Origin of the sequence: Pseudomonas sessilinigenes (assembly GCF_003850565.1) — a bacterium.
In the GTDB taxonomy this organism is placed as follows: domain Bacteria; phylum Pseudomonadota; class Gammaproteobacteria; order Pseudomonadales; family Pseudomonadaceae; genus Aquipseudomonas; species Aquipseudomonas sessilinigenes.
In genome coordinates this window covers 4,038,502-4,054,016 of the sequence record NZ_CP027706.1, presented here as the reverse complement: position 1 = coordinate 4,054,016, position 15,515 = coordinate 4,038,502, and the positions used below count along the sequence as shown (strand labels likewise).

The following is a 15,515-nucleotide window of genomic DNA, read 5'->3' as shown; positions in this document are numbered from 1 at the left end:
TAATCGCGCCCTTTTTTCCGGAGCGACGTCATGTCCCTGCCAAGCCTGCGCCTCAAAGCCAACGCCGATCGCCGCCTGCGCGCCGGCCACCTGTGGGTCTACAGCAACGAGATCGATGTAGCCGCCACTCCTCTGCATGGCTTCAAGGCAGGCGACCAGGCGCTGCTGGAAGCCGCCGGTGGCAAGCCCCTGGGCATCGTGGCCATGAGCCCCAACAACCTGATCTGCGCCCGCCTGCTGTCGCGCGATGTACGGTTGGCCCTGGACAAGTCGCTGCTGGTCCATCGCCTGAACGTGGCCCTGTCCCTGCGCGAGCGGCTGTTCGACAAACCCTTCTACCGCCTGGTGTACGGCGATTCCGACCTGCTGCCGGGCCTGGTGGTGGATCGCTTCGGCGACATTCTCGTGGTGCAACTGGCCTCGGCCACCATGGAGCGTCACAAGGACGACGTGATCGCCGCCCTGGTCCAGGTGCTCAAGCCCAGCGGCATCCTGTTCAAGAACGATTCCGCCGCCCGTGATGCCGAGGGCCTGGAGCGCTACGTCGACACGGTGTTCGGCGTGGTGCCGGAGTGGGTCGCCCTGGAAGAGAACGGCGTGAAGTTCGAAGCCCCGGTGATGGAAGGCCAGAAGACCGGCTGGTTCTACGACCACCGCATGAACCGCGCGCGCCTGGCGCCCTACGCCAAGGGCAAGCGCGTGCTGGACCTGTTCAGCTACATCGGTGGCTGGGGCGTGCAGGCTGGCGCATTCGGCGCCAGTGAAGTGTTCTGCGTCGATGCCTCGGGCTTTGCCCTGGACGGCGTGGAGCGCAACGCCGCGCTGAACGGCATCGCCGACAAGCTCACCTGCATCGAAGGCGATGTGTTCGAGGCCCTCAAGGAGCTCAAGGCCGCCGAAGAGCGTTTCGACGTGATCGTTGCCGACCCACCCGCCTTCATCAAGCGCAAGAAGGACCTGAAGAACGGCGAAGGCGCCTATCGCCGCCTCAACGAACAGGCCATGCGCCTGTTGACCAAGGACGGCATCCTGGTCAGCGCCTCGTGCTCGATGCACCTGCCCGAGGACGACCTGCAGAACATCCTGCTCACCAGCGCCCGCCACCTGGACCGCAATATCCAGTTCCTGGAGCGTGGCGGCCAGGGCCCGGACCACCCGGTGCATCCAGCCATCCCGGAGACTCGCTACATCAAGAGCATCACCTGCCGCCTGCTGCCCAACAGCTAAGGCCGCCGGCCGGCCCTTGCCCCGGGAAACGGCCAGCCGATAGCGTTTGACTTTGCAGGGCCGCGACTCGATCCTCGGAACCACCTCAAGGATCGAGTTCGCCGCCCCATGGACCACGCTGCCAAACCTGCGCAAAAGACCCCGGCCATCATCCTGCTGATGACCATGACGCTGCTAGGCGTCTTCCCCCTGGACGTCATCCTGCCCTCCTTCCCTGCCCTGGCCGAACGCTTCCAGACGTCGAGCGCCGATATCGCGCTGTCCGTCAGCCTGTTCGCCATCGGCCTGTCCTTTTCCCTTTTGGTGGTCGGGCCGCTGTCCGACTCCCTGGGCCGCAAGAAGCTGCTGCTGGCGGGCATGAGCGTGGCGATCGCCGGCGCCGCTGGTTGCATCATGGCCAGTGAATATCCGTGGTTCCTGTTCTTCAGGGTGATCCAGGCCATTGGCTGCGGCTGTTTTGTCCTGTCCCAGGCGCTGGTGCAGGACCTGTTCGTGGGCAAGGAGCAGGAGCGCCTGCGCATCGCCCTGGTCACCGCCAGCGGGATCTTCATTTCCTTCTCGCCACTCTTGGGCACCTGGTTGCAGGAGCAACTGGGCTGGCAAGGCAGCTTCGAGGTCTTCATCGCCATCGGCCTGCTGGTGATCCTCAAGGCCTGCCTGCTGCTGGAGAACACTTCGGGCACCGCGTCATCCCGGCACAGGAACATTCTCGCCGCCTACTGGCTGGTCTGCTCGGAGCCGCGATTCGTGGGTTACTGGCTGATCTCGGCCCTGGCCTTCGCCTGCCATTTCTCGTTCATCGTCATCTCGCCGATCATCTTCATGGAGCAGTTGCAGCTCTCGCCCTACCAATACGCCCTGGCGCTGTTGATGTACGGCGCGGCCTATGTGCTGGGCGGTTTTGCCGCGGGAGTGATGAATCGGCACATGCAGGCCAGCACCCAGATCATCACCGGACTGTTGCTGATCGCCCTGTCCGGCCTACTGATGCTGTTCCTGCTGCAATCGAGCATGAGTGCGATCACGGTGCTCCTGCCAATGATCGTCTGCACCGCCGGCACGACCATCACCCGGCCGGTCGCCACGTCCCGGGCCATGGGCCTGTTCCCGCAGAACGCGGGGACCTCGGCTTCGGCCGGCAACATGATCATCTTTACCTGTGGCGGCCTGATCAGTGCGTTCATCAATCTGAGCGCCAGCAACCTGATCATGGCCCTGGGCTTGTGCTTCCTGGTATTGAGCGCAAGCGCCCTGACCCTGAACAGCCTGGTCAATCGGCACAATCAGCGGGCCTGCGCCTGAATCCCCTGGCCCGCCACGAGTGGCCGAGAAACAGCGCAACCGAGAACGCCAGGGGCGGGCCGGTGAAGAAGGCCAGTGACAGGAGCCCATCCTTGAAAGGGTCCAGGTGCCGATAGGCAAGCCACGCCTTGAACAGCCTTTGGACCAGCCAGGGCCACGGCAGCGCCAGTAGCAGCCACAGGCCGTTATCGAGCAGCCGGCGTCCCAACCGGGGCCCGCCCTGCGCCAGGGTGGCGCCCAGGAGCGCGATCAGCAGCAAGGCAGCACCGACGCCATAGACCACCAGCATGGTCGAAGGCAGTGCCAGGCATGCGAGCGCCAGTGCCGCCGCAACCAGGCCCACCAGCAGCACGGCGACCCCGCTGCGCAACCGGCGCCATTGCTCGCCCTGAAGCTGCAGCGTCGTGCCGCCCGCCAACAGGACAGCGGCCAGCACCGCCATGGCGCTAAAGGTCCAGCCGCTATGGAGAAGCAGCCACATCAGTACGCCCCCCTGCAACACGCCAACAGCCAGGTACAACTTCACGGATCGAAAGGGGGCAGGCATTCCAGTTCCATTGGAGGTAGATCGAAGGAACGCGAGTCTAAAGCAATCCTTCGGCCCAGGTGACCTAGAGAGCAATCGATATCGCACCGTGGCCTCGGCATTCCTTCCTGACGCCAGCGGTGTAGAATCGCCAGATTCATCGCCAGTCATCCCCCGGCGGGTTTATGAGCTCAGGCTGAGTCTCGCGGCGATCCCGCGGTGTCATCGGCAGCTTCGGACACACGGCCATTTCTGAGTGTTCCCGAGGTCAATAGAAGCTCACTCCCCATTTGTCACCTGATTAGCCGCCCGGAGTGCTCCATGCCTGATTACCGCTCGAAAACGTCCACCCACGGCCGCAACATGGCCGGCGCCCGCGCCCTGTGGCGCGCCACGGGGATGAAAGATGCCGACTTCAAGAAGCCGATCATCGCCATTGCCAACTCCTTCACCCAGTTCGTCCCGGGGCACGTGCACCTGAAGGACCTGGGCCAGCTGGTCGCCCGCGAGATCGAACGCGCCGGTGGCGTGGCCAAGGAATTCAATACCATCGCCGTGGACGACGGCATCGCCATGGGCCATGACGGCATGCTGTACTCGCTGCCCAGCCGCGAGATCATCGCCGACTCCGTGGAGTACATGGTCAACGCCCACTGCGCCGATGCCATCGTCTGCATCTCCAACTGCGACAAGATCACCCCCGGCATGCTGATGGCCGCCCTGCGCCTGAACATCCCGGTGATCTTCGTGTCCGGCGGGCCGATGGAAGCCGGCAAGACCAAGCTCGCCTCCCACGGCCTGGACCTGGTGGACGCCATGGTCATCGCCGCCGACTCCAGCGCTTCTGACGAGAAGGTCGCGGAGTACGAGCGCAGCGCCTGCCCGACCTGCGGTTCGTGCTCCGGCATGTTCACCGCCAACTCCATGAACTGCCTGACCGAGGCCCTCGGCCTCGCCCTGCCAGGCAACGGTTCGACCCTGGCCACCCACAGCGACCGCGAACAGCTGTTCCTGCAGGCCGGACGCACCATCGTCGAGCTGTGCCAGCGTTACTACGGTGAGAACGACGAATCCGTGCTGCCGCGCAACATCGCCAACTTCAAGGCATTCGAAAACGCGATGATGCTCGACATCGCCATGGGCGGTTCGACCAACACCATCCTGCACTTGCTGGCTGCCGCCCAGGAAGCCGAGATCGATTTCGACCTGCGCGACATCGACCGTCTCTCGCGCAGCGTGCCGCAACTGTGCAAGGTCGCGCCGAACATCCAGAAGTACCACATGGAAGACGTGCACCGTGCCGGCGGCATCTTCAGCATTCTCGGTTCGCTGGCCCGTGGCGGCCTGCTGCACACCGACCTGCCGACCGTGCACAGCCGCAGCATGGAGGAAGCCATCGCCAAGTGGGACATCACCCAGACCACCGATGAAGCGGTGCACCACTTCTTCAAGGCAGGCCCTGCCGGCATCCCGACCCAGACGGCGTTCAGCCAGTCGACCCGTTGGGAAACCCTGGACGACGACCGTGAAAACGGCTGCATCCGCAGTTTCGAACACGCTTACTCGAAAGAAGGCGGCCTGGCCGTGCTGTACGGCAACATCGCCCTGGACGGCTGCGTGGTGAAGACCGCCGGCGTCGACGAGTCGATCCACGTGTTCGAAGGCAATGCCAAGATCTTCGAAAGCCAGGACAGCGCGGTACGCGGCATCCTCGCCGACGAGGTGAAGGAAGGCGATATCGTGATCATCCGCTACGAAGGTCCCAAGGGCGGCCCAGGCATGCAGGAGATGCTGTATCCGACCTCCTACCTGAAGTCCAAGGGCCTGGGCAAAGCCTGCGCCCTGCTCACCGACGGCCGCTTCTCGGGCGGCACCTCGGGCCTGTCCATCGGCCATGCTTCGCCGGAAGCTGCCGCTGGCGGCGCCATCGGCCTGGTACAGGACGGCGACAAGGTGCTGATCGATATCCCCAACCGCTCGATCAACCTGCTGGTCAGCGACGAGGAGCTGGCTGCCCGTCGTGTCGAACAGGACAAGAAAGGCTGGAAACCTGCGGAAGTTCGCCCACGCAAGGTGACCACCGCCCTGAAGGCCTATGCCCTGCTGGCCACCAGCGCCGACAAGGGTGCGGTCCGCAACAAGGCCCTGCTCGACAGCCTGTGATCGCCACCGGCAAATGAAAATGCCCCGCCATGTGCGGGGCATTTTTTTACCTTGCGCCAGTGCAGGCTCAGGGCATGCGCTCGCCCAGCTGCGCGCGCAGGAAGCGATACAACCCGTCGGCGCTCTTGCGATAGCCGTCGGCGGTCAGGTGGACCAGGTCGTTGCGTGCCAGGTCGCTGGCCTGCCAACGACTGATGGAGCAATCGCCGCCCATGAACGCCTGCCAGTCCCAGAACAGCGTGCGGCTGTTTTTCGCCACGTCCTTCTGGATCTGGATGATCTGGCGCAGTGGCTGAGGTTGCGAGGCTGCACAGCTACCGGCATTGCGGCGCTTGATGGAATCCGGCGGGCCGACCAGCAGGATCACCGTCTTGGGCAGGTTCTTGCGCAACAGCGCGACCTTCTCCTGCAACTGGCTGCGATACAACTGCAGATCGATATCGTCATCGAAGGCCTCGTTGGTGCCATAGGCCAGCACCACCATGTCCGGGCGCAGGGCCTTGAGGGCCTCCAGCCAGCCGGACTGCCACTTGTCCAGCACATCCAGGCGCGCGCCGTTGATACCCAGGGCGGAATAGATCACCCCGGCGCTCTTCTGTCCGAGAATGTTCCAGCCACCCAGGGCCAGGCCCTGGCTGTTGGCCACATTCAGGTCCAGGGGCAGGGTCAGGTTGTTGAACGGAGGGCTCATGCGCCATTGCCCGCCAGTGGCAGCCAGCATGCGGCTGCTCTTGTTGAGGTTGTCCCGGGCGGTCAGGGTATTGTTGCTGGCCGCCTGGTACAGCGCAGAGATGCGGTATTGCTGGTTGCTCGCCTCGCGCTCGGCGATGTGCACCCGGGCACCCGGGGTCATCGGCAGCGACAGGTAGCCACCCAGGGGAAACTGCGTGCTCTGCTGGTTGCGCGCCGACACCAGCGACCACTGGCGCTTGGCGGCGCTCAAGATCACGCGCTCGTAGCGGGTCCCGGGTACCGGCGTGGCCGCTACGAAGCCAATGCCGCCATCGCCATATTGCGCCTGCAGCAGGCGTCGCATCTCACCGCTGAACAGGTCGGCCGCGGTATGCGAGTCGCCCAGTTGCACGATGCTGATCGGCGTACGGCTGGAAGTACTGAACTTGCGCGCCAGCAGTGCCAGGTTCGGGTCACTGCCGGCGGTCACGACCTTCTTCTGGCTCGGGCCAGACTTGGCCAGTGCCGAGGCAGGAGTGGCCTGGACCTCGGTGGTCGGGCTGCAACTGCTCAGCAAGGTGATGCCCAGCAACAGCGCAATACCTTGCAGTCGCCCCATATCAATGCTCCGTTAATTGTTGACTGGGAAAATTGATCATCGAGATCACACGCTCAGCGATCAGCTTCTGCCCAGTGGGTGTGAAGTGAATACCGTCATCGACCCGGGTCTTGACCTTCTGGCCATCGGCGGTGGTGCGGTAGTAGGAAAACTCGTCGTTGCGGTAGCCGAGAATCTCGTTGGCCGAAACGAAGTGCTGGTGGTACTGCTCGATCTGGCTCTTGTACAGATCGCTCAGGTAAGCCATTGCCGTAGACAGCTTGGCTTTCTCCATGTTCGGCGGGCCGACCCAAATCACCTGCACATTATGCGCCTGGGCGGTGTCGAGGATCGAATCGATGCGCTGGCGATAGGTCTGTTCCCAGTCCGGCGTCTTGAAACGCAGGAATGGCTTGCCCTTGACCACAGGCATGTCCCAGGGATCGTTGGGCCCCAGGAAAATCACCATCAGGCGGATATTGGGATTGCCGGCCAGGGTGTTCTCGACGGTCTTGGGCCAGTTGAAGAAGCTCGGGTAGGCAAGGCCGGTACTCTGCTTGCTCAGGTTCAGGCTCTTGACGTTGTAGCGCTTGCGCAAGGTGTTGGCCATGTGGGGCGCCACGCCTTGCATCAACGAGTCCCCGACGAAGAACACTTCGTCGCCGCTGCCGAGGCTGGCCATTAGCGGCGCCGTCACCGGTTGCCCGGGCTCGGCCATATGCCTGGCCGCAGGCGCCGCGACCACCGGCTGCGCAGCCGCGACGGCCAGTTGCGGCGGACTCGGGTGAGCGCTGGCCACCGGAGCCTGGTGCGCCGGAGCAGGCGGCGTGACGACTGGCGCGACTGGCTCAGGCTCTACCTCCACAGCGGCCTGGGCCTGGGCTACCAGGTTCACCTCGCCCTGCACGGCAAAACTGTCGACGAAGGCCACCCGGGCGTTTTCCAGGGCCTGGTTGAGCTGCGCGCCAAAGCGCCACTGCGGATTCTGTGACAAGCCTGGAATCTCACAGGCTTCATGGTATTTCTGCTGGCAGTAGAGACGGATCGACTGCTGGTTGAACCACACCAGCAGCACGCTGGTCACCACCAGGGCATAGAGCACCTTGGCCGCACTGCCAAAGCCTTTCGACAGGGACGAACGGTTAGAAACTGGCATAGATGAACCCCGGCACGCCCGACGGTGAGGCGAAAATGACCACGCAGATAAACAGCCCCAACGGCACTGGATACAGCAGCCATGGCAAGCGGGTGGCCGCATCGAACAGGCGGCGCAGCAGCGCTACGATCCGCGGGTAGAAGGCCACGAACAGCAGGCAGCCCACCAGCGACAAGGCACTGCCGGCCAACCCCGCCAGGGACAGGCCGCCCAGGCCACCAAGCATGTCCAGGGCATCGGGCAGGGTCGCGCAGCGGAAGAAGATCCAGGCCAGCGCCACATAGTGGAAGGTCAGCAGGCGAGCCAGCAGGTCGGACCGGACCCAGGCCGGGCCCCGCGCCAGCAATGGGCTGCACAGTTTGTACAGCGCCAGGCCGACGCCATGCAGTGCCCCCCAGATAATGAAGTTGGCACTGGCGCCATGCCACAGGCCGGAGATCAGCATGGCCAGCAGCATGTTCAGGTTGCCGCGCCAGACCGGGCCACGGTTGCCTCCCAGCGGGATGTACACATAGTCGCGGATGAAGGTCGACAGACTGATGTGCCAACGCCCCCAGAATTCCTTGAGGTTGCGCGCCGCATAGGGGTAGTTGAAGTTCTCAGGCAGGCGGAACCCCAGCAGCAGGGCGATACCGGTCACCAGGTCGGTATAGCCGCTGAAGTTGAAATAGATCAGGAACGAGTAACCATAGACCGCCCGCAGGATCTGCTCGGCGGAATAGGCCACGGGGCTTTCGAATACCGGGTCGACCCATTCGTTGGCCAACCACGAGCTGAGGAAGAACAGCTTGACCACCGCCACCGCGATCAGGCCCAGCGCCCGTTGCGGCTCCAGCACCTGGCGCAGCTGTGGCGGATTGATCTGCCCCAGCATTGGCACCGCCCGATTGACCGGGCCGGCTACCAGGCTGGGGAAAAAGGCCAGGTACAGCGCCAGGTCGAAGGGCGAGCCAGGCGTCAGCTCGCGCCGGTTGATCGACACCAGGTAGCTGACCGAGTGGAAGGCATAGAACGACAACCCCACGGGCAGCAGCACCTCCAGCAACGGCAGGGATACTTCCACGCCGAACTGGGCGAAAACGCCCTGCACGCTACTGGTGAAGAAATCCTGGTACTTGAACAGGTAGAAGGCTCCCAGCACCAGCAACAACATCAATCCGTTGACCCAGCCGCGTCCAGGGTAACGCTGGCTGAGCAGGCCCAGCAGGTACACCAGGGCGGTATAGCCCAGCAGGATATAGAGGAAGTTCAGGCTGAAGCTGGCCAGGATGGCGTAGCTGGCGGCCAGCAGCAGGACGTTCTGCAAGCGCAGACTGAAGCCCAGGCTCCAGTACAGCATGAAGAACAGGATGAAGCAGAGGCCGAATTCGATCGAGAGATAGCTCACAACGTAGTCCATTACGTGCAGACGGGGGCGAACCCGGCACAGGGAGAGCAGGCGGGAGAGTATAAACGGGCGCGATTATGGCAGAGGGGCTTTGCCTGTCACAAGTTGAAACACTCGCCCTTCCAGGGCTCTGCGGCCCTGGCGGCAGTGCGGATGGGCCGCGGGAGAAAGCGCCGGTGAAAACCTTTCTCCCCGGCGCACAGCGCCTTACTGGATATCTTCGGGCTTGACGATTACCCAGTTCTTGTCGGCAGTCACCGCCAGCCCTTCCTTGGCCTGGGCCGCGGCATGCTTGGCGATCATGCCGTTGAGCTGGGTCATGTACTTGTCCTTGCGATTGACCCACAGGTGGATGCCGCCCTTGGCCACGTCCACATCGTGGAACAGCATGTAGCCATCGCTGGTGGGGGTATCGCCGCCTACCAGCACCGGCTTCTTCCATTCATCGATGTAGGTCATGATCGCCGCGTGCTTGCCGGCCATCCAGGTAGCCGGAGTCCACAGGTAGGGCGTCAGCTCCAGGCCCAGGTTGGCCTTCTCGTCATACTTGCCCTCGGCGATCTGCTTGCGGGCGGTGGTCAGGGCGCCGGTCTTGCGGTCCTTGAGCAGGGTAGTGACGCCGATGACGTTCTGCGGCTTGACGTTGTAGCCGTACTTGGGGTCCGCGGCGACCATGCGCACCAGCTCCTCGGAAGCGGCGGTCATCACGTAGACCTCGATGCCGTTCTCCATCAGCTTGTTGTACAGCTCGGCCTGGCCAGTGAAGACCTTGGGCGGGTTGACCTCGATGGTCTTGACCACATCGCCGTCGTAGTAGGTGCTCGATACCGGCTTGCCGGAGGCCATCAATTCGTCCACATGGCCCTTGAGTTCCTTGAGGGTGAAACCTGCAAATACCTGGGCGACCCAGGGGTAGCAGACCATGTCGTCGATCTCGCAGAGCCGGTAGTAGTAGCTGAACAGGCTCTCCTTGTGCTCGGCGGTGTCCTTGAACGGGATCAGCTTCAGCGACGGGTCGAGGGTGTCGCGGGTGATCAGGCCCTTGTTTTCCAGGTAGGGCAGCAAGGACTCTTCCAGGTCGTAGCGGTAACTGGTGTTGTCCATGTCGAACACCGCGTAGTTACCCTTGTTGGCGTTGGCTGCGATCATCGCCTCCAACTGCTTGGCCTGTTCTTGCGGCCAGTGTTTCAACTCGGTGGCGAAAACCTGGCCGGCGAGGCCCAGGCAAAGGGCGGCGGCGAGCAGTTTGGGTGCGAATTTCATCGGCGATTTCTCCCTGGGTGAAAGTCATCGACGCTAACAAATCCTTGTGACAGTTCTCGTCTGTGCGCGACTTTTCGTGTCCCATGAGCGCCAACCCCATGTGCTATAGCGTCACCGGCTTATTCCAAAAACGACGGTCGACATGCGATATCGTTATTAATTCAATAGATTTCAAGCTGTTAGGCTTGCCGGTTCGCAATCGCCCCGAGCCGCGATTGGCACATGTTTACCGGAGCCCCAATGAATCTGCCGCTGATCCTCAACCTGCTGGTGTTCCTGGCCCTGCTGCTGGGCCTGGCACAAACCCGCCACACCACCTGGAGCCTGGCCAAGAAGGTCCTGCTGGCACTGGTGCTGGGCGTGGTGTTCGGTATCGCCCTGCACAGCATCTACGGTGCCGGCAACCCGGTCCTCAAGGCCTCCATCGGCTGGTTCGACCTGGTGGGCAACGGCTACGTGCAATTGCTGCAAATGATCGTGATCCCGCTGGTGTTCGCCTCGATCCTCAGCGCCGTGGCCCGCCTGCACAATGCCTCGTCCCTGGGCAAGATCAGCTTCCTGACCATCGGCACCCTGCTGTTCACCACGGCCATCGCGGCCCTGATCGGCATCGGCCTGACCAACCTGTTCGGCCTGAGCGCCGAAGGGCTGGTGGCCGGCACCCAGGAACTGGCTCGCCTGCAAGTGATCCAGAGCGACTACGCCGGCAAGGTCGCCGACCTCAACGTGCCGCAATTGCTGCTGTCGTTCATCCCGCAGAACCCCTTCGCCGACCTGGCCCGGGCCAAGCCGACCTCGATCATCAGCGTGGTGATCTTCGCGGCGTTCCTGGGCGTTGCAGCACTGCAACTGTTCAAGGACGACGCTGATAAAGGCCAGAAGGTGCTCAATGCCATCGACACCCTGCAAGCCTGGGTGATGCGCCTGGTGCGCCTGGTGATGAAGCTCACGCCCTACGGCGTGCTGGCCTTGATGACCAAGGTGGTGGCGGGCTCCAACCTGCAGGACATCATCAAGCTGGGCAGCTTCGTGGTGGTGTCGTATATCGGCCTGGGCCTGATGTTCGTGGTCCACGGCCTGCTGGTCGCCCTGGCCGGGATCAACCCGCTACGCTTCTTCCGCAAGGTCTGGCCGGTGCTGACCTTCGCCTTCACCAGCCGCTCCAGCGCCGCGAGCATTCCCCTGAGCATCGAGGCGCAGACCCGGCGCCTGGGCATCCCGCAGTCCATCGCCAGCTTCGCTGCTTCGTTCGGCGCCACCATCGGCCAGAACGGCTGCGCCGGCCTGTATCCGGCCATGCTGGCGGTGATGGTCGCCCCGACTGTAGGCATCAACCCGCTGGACCCGCTGTGGATCGCCACCCTGGTGGCCATCGTGACCTTGAGTTCGGCCGGTGTGGCCGGCGTCGGCGGCGGCGCGACCTTCGCCGCGCTGATCGTACTGCCGGCCATGGGCCTGCCGGTATCCCTGGTGGCCCTGCTGATCTCGGTGGAGCCGCTGATCGACATGGGACGTACCGCGCTGAACGTCAGCGGCTCGATGACCGCCGGCGCCATCACCAGCCAGGCGATGGGACAGACCGACAAGGCCCTGCTGGACGCCGACGAGCACGAAGACCTGGCCCACGCCTGACGGCTCCGTGTGGCCGCTGCCGCAGGCTGCGCATGGCCCGCAGGGCCACGGGGACATCGAAATCGCTGAAGGTCCTGCGGACCTTTACGCGGCCTCGCAGGCTCGGCAGCGGCTACAACTCAGGCTCGTTCCCAGACTTCGAAGCTGTAGGCCGGCTTGTCGCCTTCCGCCGGGTTGGGCAGGTCGGACACCAGCTTCCAGCGCTGTTCATCGAACTCTGGGAACCACGCATCCCCTTGCGGGCTCAAGGCCACTCGCGTCAGGTACAGGCGATCCGCCTGTTCCAGGCCCTGGGTGTAGAGCTGCGCGCCACCAATCAGCATCAGCTCGCTGGCGCCCTGTTCCAGGGCCCATTGCTCGGCACGCGCCACCGCAGCTTCCAGCGACGGGTACACCTCGGCACCTTCGAGCGCCAGATCGGTCTGACGACTGACCACGATGTTCAATCGCCCGGGCAACGGCCGGCCAAGGGAGTCCCAGGTCTTGCGCCCCATGATGATCGGCTTGCCCAGGGTCGTGGCCTTGAAGTACTTGAAATCCCCCGGCAGGTGCCAGGGCATGCTGTTGTCGATGCCGATCACGCGGTTTTCAGCGAGTGCCGCGATCAGGCTCAGAGGGAGTGATTTTTTCATGCCGGCGAGCATACCAGAGGGCCGGGGATCTGTTCCCGCCCCACGGCGAATCCCGGCGATCTAACCCGACCAACGCTGCAGCAGTTATGCTCAGCGCACTCTTGAGCGATGGAATGACGCGTGACTGCAATGACTCCCCTGCAACGACTGTGGCTGACCGAAACCGTGCGCCTGCGCGAGGAACACGCCGGCCCCCTGGATGACCAGGAAGCCAACCGCGTGGCCCGGCAACAGGGTGGCGACCTGGCCAGCCGGATCCAGGCCCGGGCCCTGTGGCTGGCCCGGCGCGACGGCTTGGACAGCGCGCTGCTGCACTGGTGGCAAGGGGCACGCCTGGCCTTCCTGGTCCTGGCGGTGCTGGCGGTCCTCAGCGGGGCCGGCCTGGCCTTCAGCGCCCTGGGCAACACCCGGGAGCCGGTGAATGTGTTCTGGGCCCTGGGCAGCCTGCTGGGGATCAACCTGCTCCTGCTGCTGGGCTGGCTGGCCGGGTTGCTGCTGTTCGGCGGCCACGATTCCGGGCTGGGCCGCCTGTGGCTGTGGCTCAGTGAAAAATGCTCGCGCGATGCCAAGGCCGCCCAGTTGCCGCCGGCGTTGCTGCTCCTGCTGCAACGCCACAAGCTCAACCGCTGGGCCCTGGGCACCCTGGTCCACGGCCTGTGGCTGCTGGCCCTGCTCAGCGCCATGAGCATGCTGCTGGCGCAACTGATTACCCATCGCTACGACTTCGTCTGGGAGAGCACCCTGCTGGGGGCCGACGCCTTCGTCTCGATCACCAACTTCCTGAGTGCCGGCCCACGGGCCCTGGGCTTCGGCGTACCGACCGTGGAAATGATCCAGGCCAGTACCCGGGACGTCTACAACACCGAACTGGTGCGCCAGTCCTGGGCGGTGTGGCTGGTGGCGTCGCTGGTGATCTACGGCGTGCTGCCGCGCCTGGTGCTGATGCTGCTTTGCCGCTGGCGCTGGGTCCACGGCCGGGCCCGCCTGCAACTGGACCTCAAGCTGCCCGGCTACGCCCAGCTGCGCGAGCGCCTGATGCCCAGCAGCGAACGCCTGGGGGTCAACGACCTGGCGCCGGAACACCTGCATCAGATCGCCGGCGGCAGCAGCAGCCTGGACAGCAGCGGTGCCTTGCTGGTGGCCATCGAATTGGACGACCAACGCACCTGGCCGCCGCAGTTGCCCGAAGCGGTCAAGGACGCCGGGATCCTCGACAACCGCGAATCGCGCCACCGCCTGCTGGAGCAGATGAGCCGCTTCCCCCCTGCCCGCCTGCTGATCGCCTGCGACCCTCGGCGCTCCCCCGACCGCGGTAGCCTGGGGTTGATCGCCGAACTGGCCCGCAATGCCGGCGCCACCCGCATCTGGTTGCTGCAGGCCCCAGCCGGCCAGGCCCTGGACGCTGATCGCCTGGGCGACTGGCACGCCGCCCTGGAGCGACTGCAACTGCCGTTCGCCGACTGCGCGCCCTTCAACTGGCTGGAGACCGGCCATGACTGATGCCCGCACCCGGCCGCTGACACTGGCGGTGGTCGGCCACACCAACGTCGGCAAGACCTCGCTGCTGCGCACCCTGACCCGGGATGTGGAGTTTGGCGAGGTATCCCATCGCCCCAGCACCACTCGCCATGTGGAAGGCGCGCGGCTGTCGGTGGATGGCCAGCCGCTGCTGGAGCTCTATGACACCCCGGGCCTGGAAGACGCCATCGCCCTGCTGGACTACCTGGAACGCTTGGAGCGGCCCGGCGAGCGCCTGGATGGCCCGGCGCGCCTGGCACGCTTTCTCGATGGCAGCGAGGCGCGCCAGCGCTTCGAGCAGGAAGCCAAGGTCCTGCGCCAGCTGCTGGCCTCGGATGCCGGGCTCTATGTGATCGATGCCCGGGAACCGGTCCTGGCCAAGTACCGCGACGAACTGGAAGTGCTGGCCGGTTGCGGCAAACCGCTGTTGCCGGTGCTGAACTTCGTCAGCAGCGCCACCCAGCGCGAAGCTGACTGGCGCGAAGCCCTGGCCCGCCTGGGGCTGCACGCCTTGGTGCGGTTTGACAGCGTGGCCCCGCCGGAAGACGGCGAACGGCGCTTGTACGAAAGCCTCGGGCTGCTGCTCGAACAGGCCCGCCCGGCGCTGCAGCGGTTGATCGACGACCAGCAGGCCCAGCGCCTGGCACGCCGCCACAGCGCAGCACGGCTGATCGCCGAGCTGCTGGTGGATTGCGCGGCATGCCGGCGCAGCGTGGCCAGCGACGCCGAGCAGGAGCGCCAGGCCGTCGCCACCCTGCGCCAGGACGTACGCCAGCGCGAGCAGCGCTGCGTCGAGGCCTTGCTCAAGCTGTACGCCTTCCGTCCCCAGGATGCCTGCGCCAGCGACCTGCCATTGCTGGACGGGCGCTGGGGCGATGACTTGTTCAATCCTGAAACCCTCAAGCTGCTGGGTGTCCGGGTCGGGAGTGGGATCGCCGCTGGCGCGGCGGCCGGGGCCGGAGTGGACCTGCTGGTGGGTGGCCTGACCCTGGGCGCGGCGGCCATCGCCGGGGCCATCGCCGGCGGCGCCCTGCAAACCGCCCGCAGCTACGGCAACCGCCTGCTGGGCAAGCTCAAGGGCCAGCGCGAACTGACCGTGGACGATAGCGTGCTACGCCTGCTGGCCCTGCGTCAGAAACAGCTGGTGCAGGCCCTGGACCTGCGCGGGCACGCAGCGCTGGAGAGCATCCAACTGGCCACCCCCGAGGATAAAAGCTGGCGCGAGGGCAAGCTGCCGCAAGCCCTGGACAAAGCCCGGGCCCACCCGCAGTGGTCGTCCCTCAACCCCGGCAAGCGCCTGGAGCAGGCCGAACGCCAGGAGCAGATCGAAATCCTGGCCCAGGACCTGTAATCCTGCGTGTAGCCGCTGCCGCAGGCTGCGCATGGCCCGCAGGGCCACGGCGGCTGCAAGATCGCTGAAGGCCTGGCGGCCTTGTCGC

12 protein-coding genes are annotated in these 15,515 nt (G+C 64.7%); 6 read left to right on the top strand and 6 right to left on the bottom strand.

Annotation, left to right across the window (positions count from 1 at the left end; translation table 11 throughout):
- The first annotated feature begins 30 nt into the window (after nucleotides 1-30).
- The gene (locus tag C4K39_RS18710) at nucleotides 31-1,227 is read left to right on the top strand and encodes a class I SAM-dependent rRNA methyltransferase (RefSeq protein WP_124347162.1); all 1,197 of its coding nucleotides are present in this window, start codon (nucleotides 31-33) and stop codon (nucleotides 1,225-1,227) included.
- Between the two features lie 108 nt (nucleotides 1,228-1,335).
- A complete protein-coding gene (locus tag C4K39_RS18705; RefSeq protein ID WP_068575455.1) occupies nucleotides 1,336-2,529 on the top strand; it encodes an MFS transporter in 1,194 nt (397 codons plus the stop codon).
- Here the strand turns inward: C4K39_RS18705 and C4K39_RS18700 are convergent.
- Nucleotides 2,498-3,076 (bottom strand): hypothetical protein, encoded by a 579-nt coding sequence (locus C4K39_RS18700; protein ID WP_124347161.1) that lies wholly within the window; start codon nucleotides 3,074-3,076, stop codon nucleotides 2,498-2,500. The two genes, C4K39_RS18705 and C4K39_RS18700, sit on opposite strands and share 32 nt — an antisense overlap.
- A gap of 300 nt (nucleotides 3,077-3,376) precedes the next feature.
- Here C4K39_RS18700 and ilvD point away from each other — a divergent pair, with 300 nt between their 5' ends.
- Nucleotides 3,377-5,218 (top strand): dihydroxy-acid dehydratase, encoded by a 1,842-nt coding sequence (ilvD, locus tag C4K39_RS18695; RefSeq protein WP_068575453.1) that lies wholly within the window; start codon nucleotides 3,377-3,379, stop codon nucleotides 5,216-5,218.
- 67 nt (nucleotides 5,219-5,285) lie between these two features.
- Here the strand turns inward: ilvD and C4K39_RS18690 are convergent, their stop codons facing one another.
- The 4 genes from C4K39_RS18690 to C4K39_RS18675 form a co-directional block, all read right to left on the bottom strand.
- Nucleotides 5,286-6,509 (bottom strand): SGNH/GDSL hydrolase family protein, encoded by a 1,224-nt coding sequence (locus C4K39_RS18690; protein WP_124347160.1) that lies wholly within the window; start codon nucleotides 6,507-6,509, stop codon nucleotides 5,286-5,288.
- A 1-nt stretch (nucleotide 6,510) separates the two neighbouring features.
- Entirely contained in the window at nucleotides 6,511-7,644 is a 1,134-nt protein-coding gene (locus C4K39_RS18685; protein WP_068575451.1) for an SGNH/GDSL hydrolase family protein, read from the bottom strand.
- Entirely contained in the window at nucleotides 7,631-9,031 is a 1,401-nt protein-coding gene (locus C4K39_RS18680; protein ID WP_068575450.1) for an MBOAT family O-acyltransferase, read from the bottom strand. The genes C4K39_RS18685 and C4K39_RS18680 overlap by 14 nt, the downstream gene beginning before the upstream one ends.
- Nucleotides 9,032-9,238: 207 nt before the next feature.
- Nucleotides 9,239-10,294, bottom strand: coding sequence for an HAD family hydrolase (locus C4K39_RS18675; protein WP_068575449.1), 1,056 nt, complete (start codon nucleotides 10,292-10,294; stop codon nucleotides 9,239-9,241).
- A 240-nt stretch (nucleotides 10,295-10,534) separates the two neighbouring features.
- Here C4K39_RS18675 and C4K39_RS18670 point away from each other — a divergent pair, with 240 nt between their 5' ends.
- A complete protein-coding gene (locus C4K39_RS18670; protein WP_022641662.1) occupies nucleotides 10,535-11,926 on the top strand; it encodes an L-cystine transporter in 1,392 nt (463 codons plus the stop codon).
- Between the two features lie 119 nt (nucleotides 11,927-12,045).
- Here the strand turns inward: C4K39_RS18670 and C4K39_RS18665 are convergent, their stop codons facing one another.
- Nucleotides 12,046-12,558 carry a dihydrofolate reductase gene (locus tag C4K39_RS18665; RefSeq protein WP_124347159.1) on the bottom strand — a complete coding sequence of 171 codons (513 nt, stop codon included), beginning with the start codon at nucleotides 12,556-12,558 and terminating at the stop codon, nucleotides 12,046-12,048.
- Nucleotides 12,559-12,678: 120 nt separating this feature from the next.
- Between C4K39_RS18665 and C4K39_RS18660 the strand changes: the two genes are divergently transcribed.
- Nucleotides 12,679-14,058: a DUF2868 domain-containing protein gene (locus C4K39_RS18660; protein WP_124347158.1), complete on the top strand. Its 1,380-nt coding sequence runs from the start codon at nucleotides 12,679-12,681 to the stop codon at nucleotides 14,056-14,058.
- The gene (locus tag C4K39_RS18655) at nucleotides 14,051-15,427 is read left to right on the top strand and encodes a GTPase/DUF3482 domain-containing protein (RefSeq protein WP_124347157.1); all 1,377 of its coding nucleotides are present in this window, start codon (nucleotides 14,051-14,053) and stop codon (nucleotides 15,425-15,427) included. The genes C4K39_RS18660 and C4K39_RS18655 overlap by 8 nt, the downstream gene beginning before the upstream one ends.
- Nucleotides 15,428-15,515: the final 88 nt, after the last annotated feature.

Bases quoted from the DNA above. Each gene is read 5' to 3' on its own strand.
- C4K39_RS18710 (WP_124347162.1), top strand. From the start codon at position 31: ATGTCCCTGCCAAGCCTGCGCCTCAAAGCCAACGCCGATCGCCGCCTG.
- C4K39_RS18705 (WP_068575455.1), top strand. From the start codon at position 1,336: ATGGACCACGCTGCCAAACCTGCGCAAAAGACCCCGGCCATCATCCTG.
- C4K39_RS18700 (WP_124347161.1), bottom strand. From the start codon at position 3,076: ATGCCTGCCCCCTTTCGATCCGTGAAGTTGTACCTGGCTGTTGGCGTG.
- ilvD (WP_068575453.1), top strand. From the start codon at position 3,377: ATGCCTGATTACCGCTCGAAAACGTCCACCCACGGCCGCAACATGGCC.
- C4K39_RS18690 (WP_124347160.1), bottom strand. From the start codon at position 6,509: ATGGGGCGACTGCAAGGTATTGCGCTGTTGCTGGGCATCACCTTGCTG.
- C4K39_RS18685 (WP_068575451.1), bottom strand. From the start codon at position 7,644: ATGCCAGTTTCTAACCGTTCGTCCCTGTCGAAAGGCTTTGGCAGTGCG.
- C4K39_RS18675 (WP_068575449.1), bottom strand. From the start codon at position 10,294: ATGAAATTCGCACCCAAACTGCTCGCCGCCGCCCTTTGCCTGGGCCTC.
- C4K39_RS18670 (WP_022641662.1), top strand. From the start codon at position 10,535: ATGAATCTGCCGCTGATCCTCAACCTGCTGGTGTTCCTGGCCCTGCTG.
- C4K39_RS18665 (WP_124347159.1), bottom strand. From the start codon at position 12,558: ATGAAAAAATCACTCCCTCTGAGCCTGATCGCGGCACTCGCTGAAAAC.
- C4K39_RS18655 (WP_124347157.1), top strand. From the start codon at position 14,051: ATGACTGATGCCCGCACCCGGCCGCTGACACTGGCGGTGGTCGGCCAC.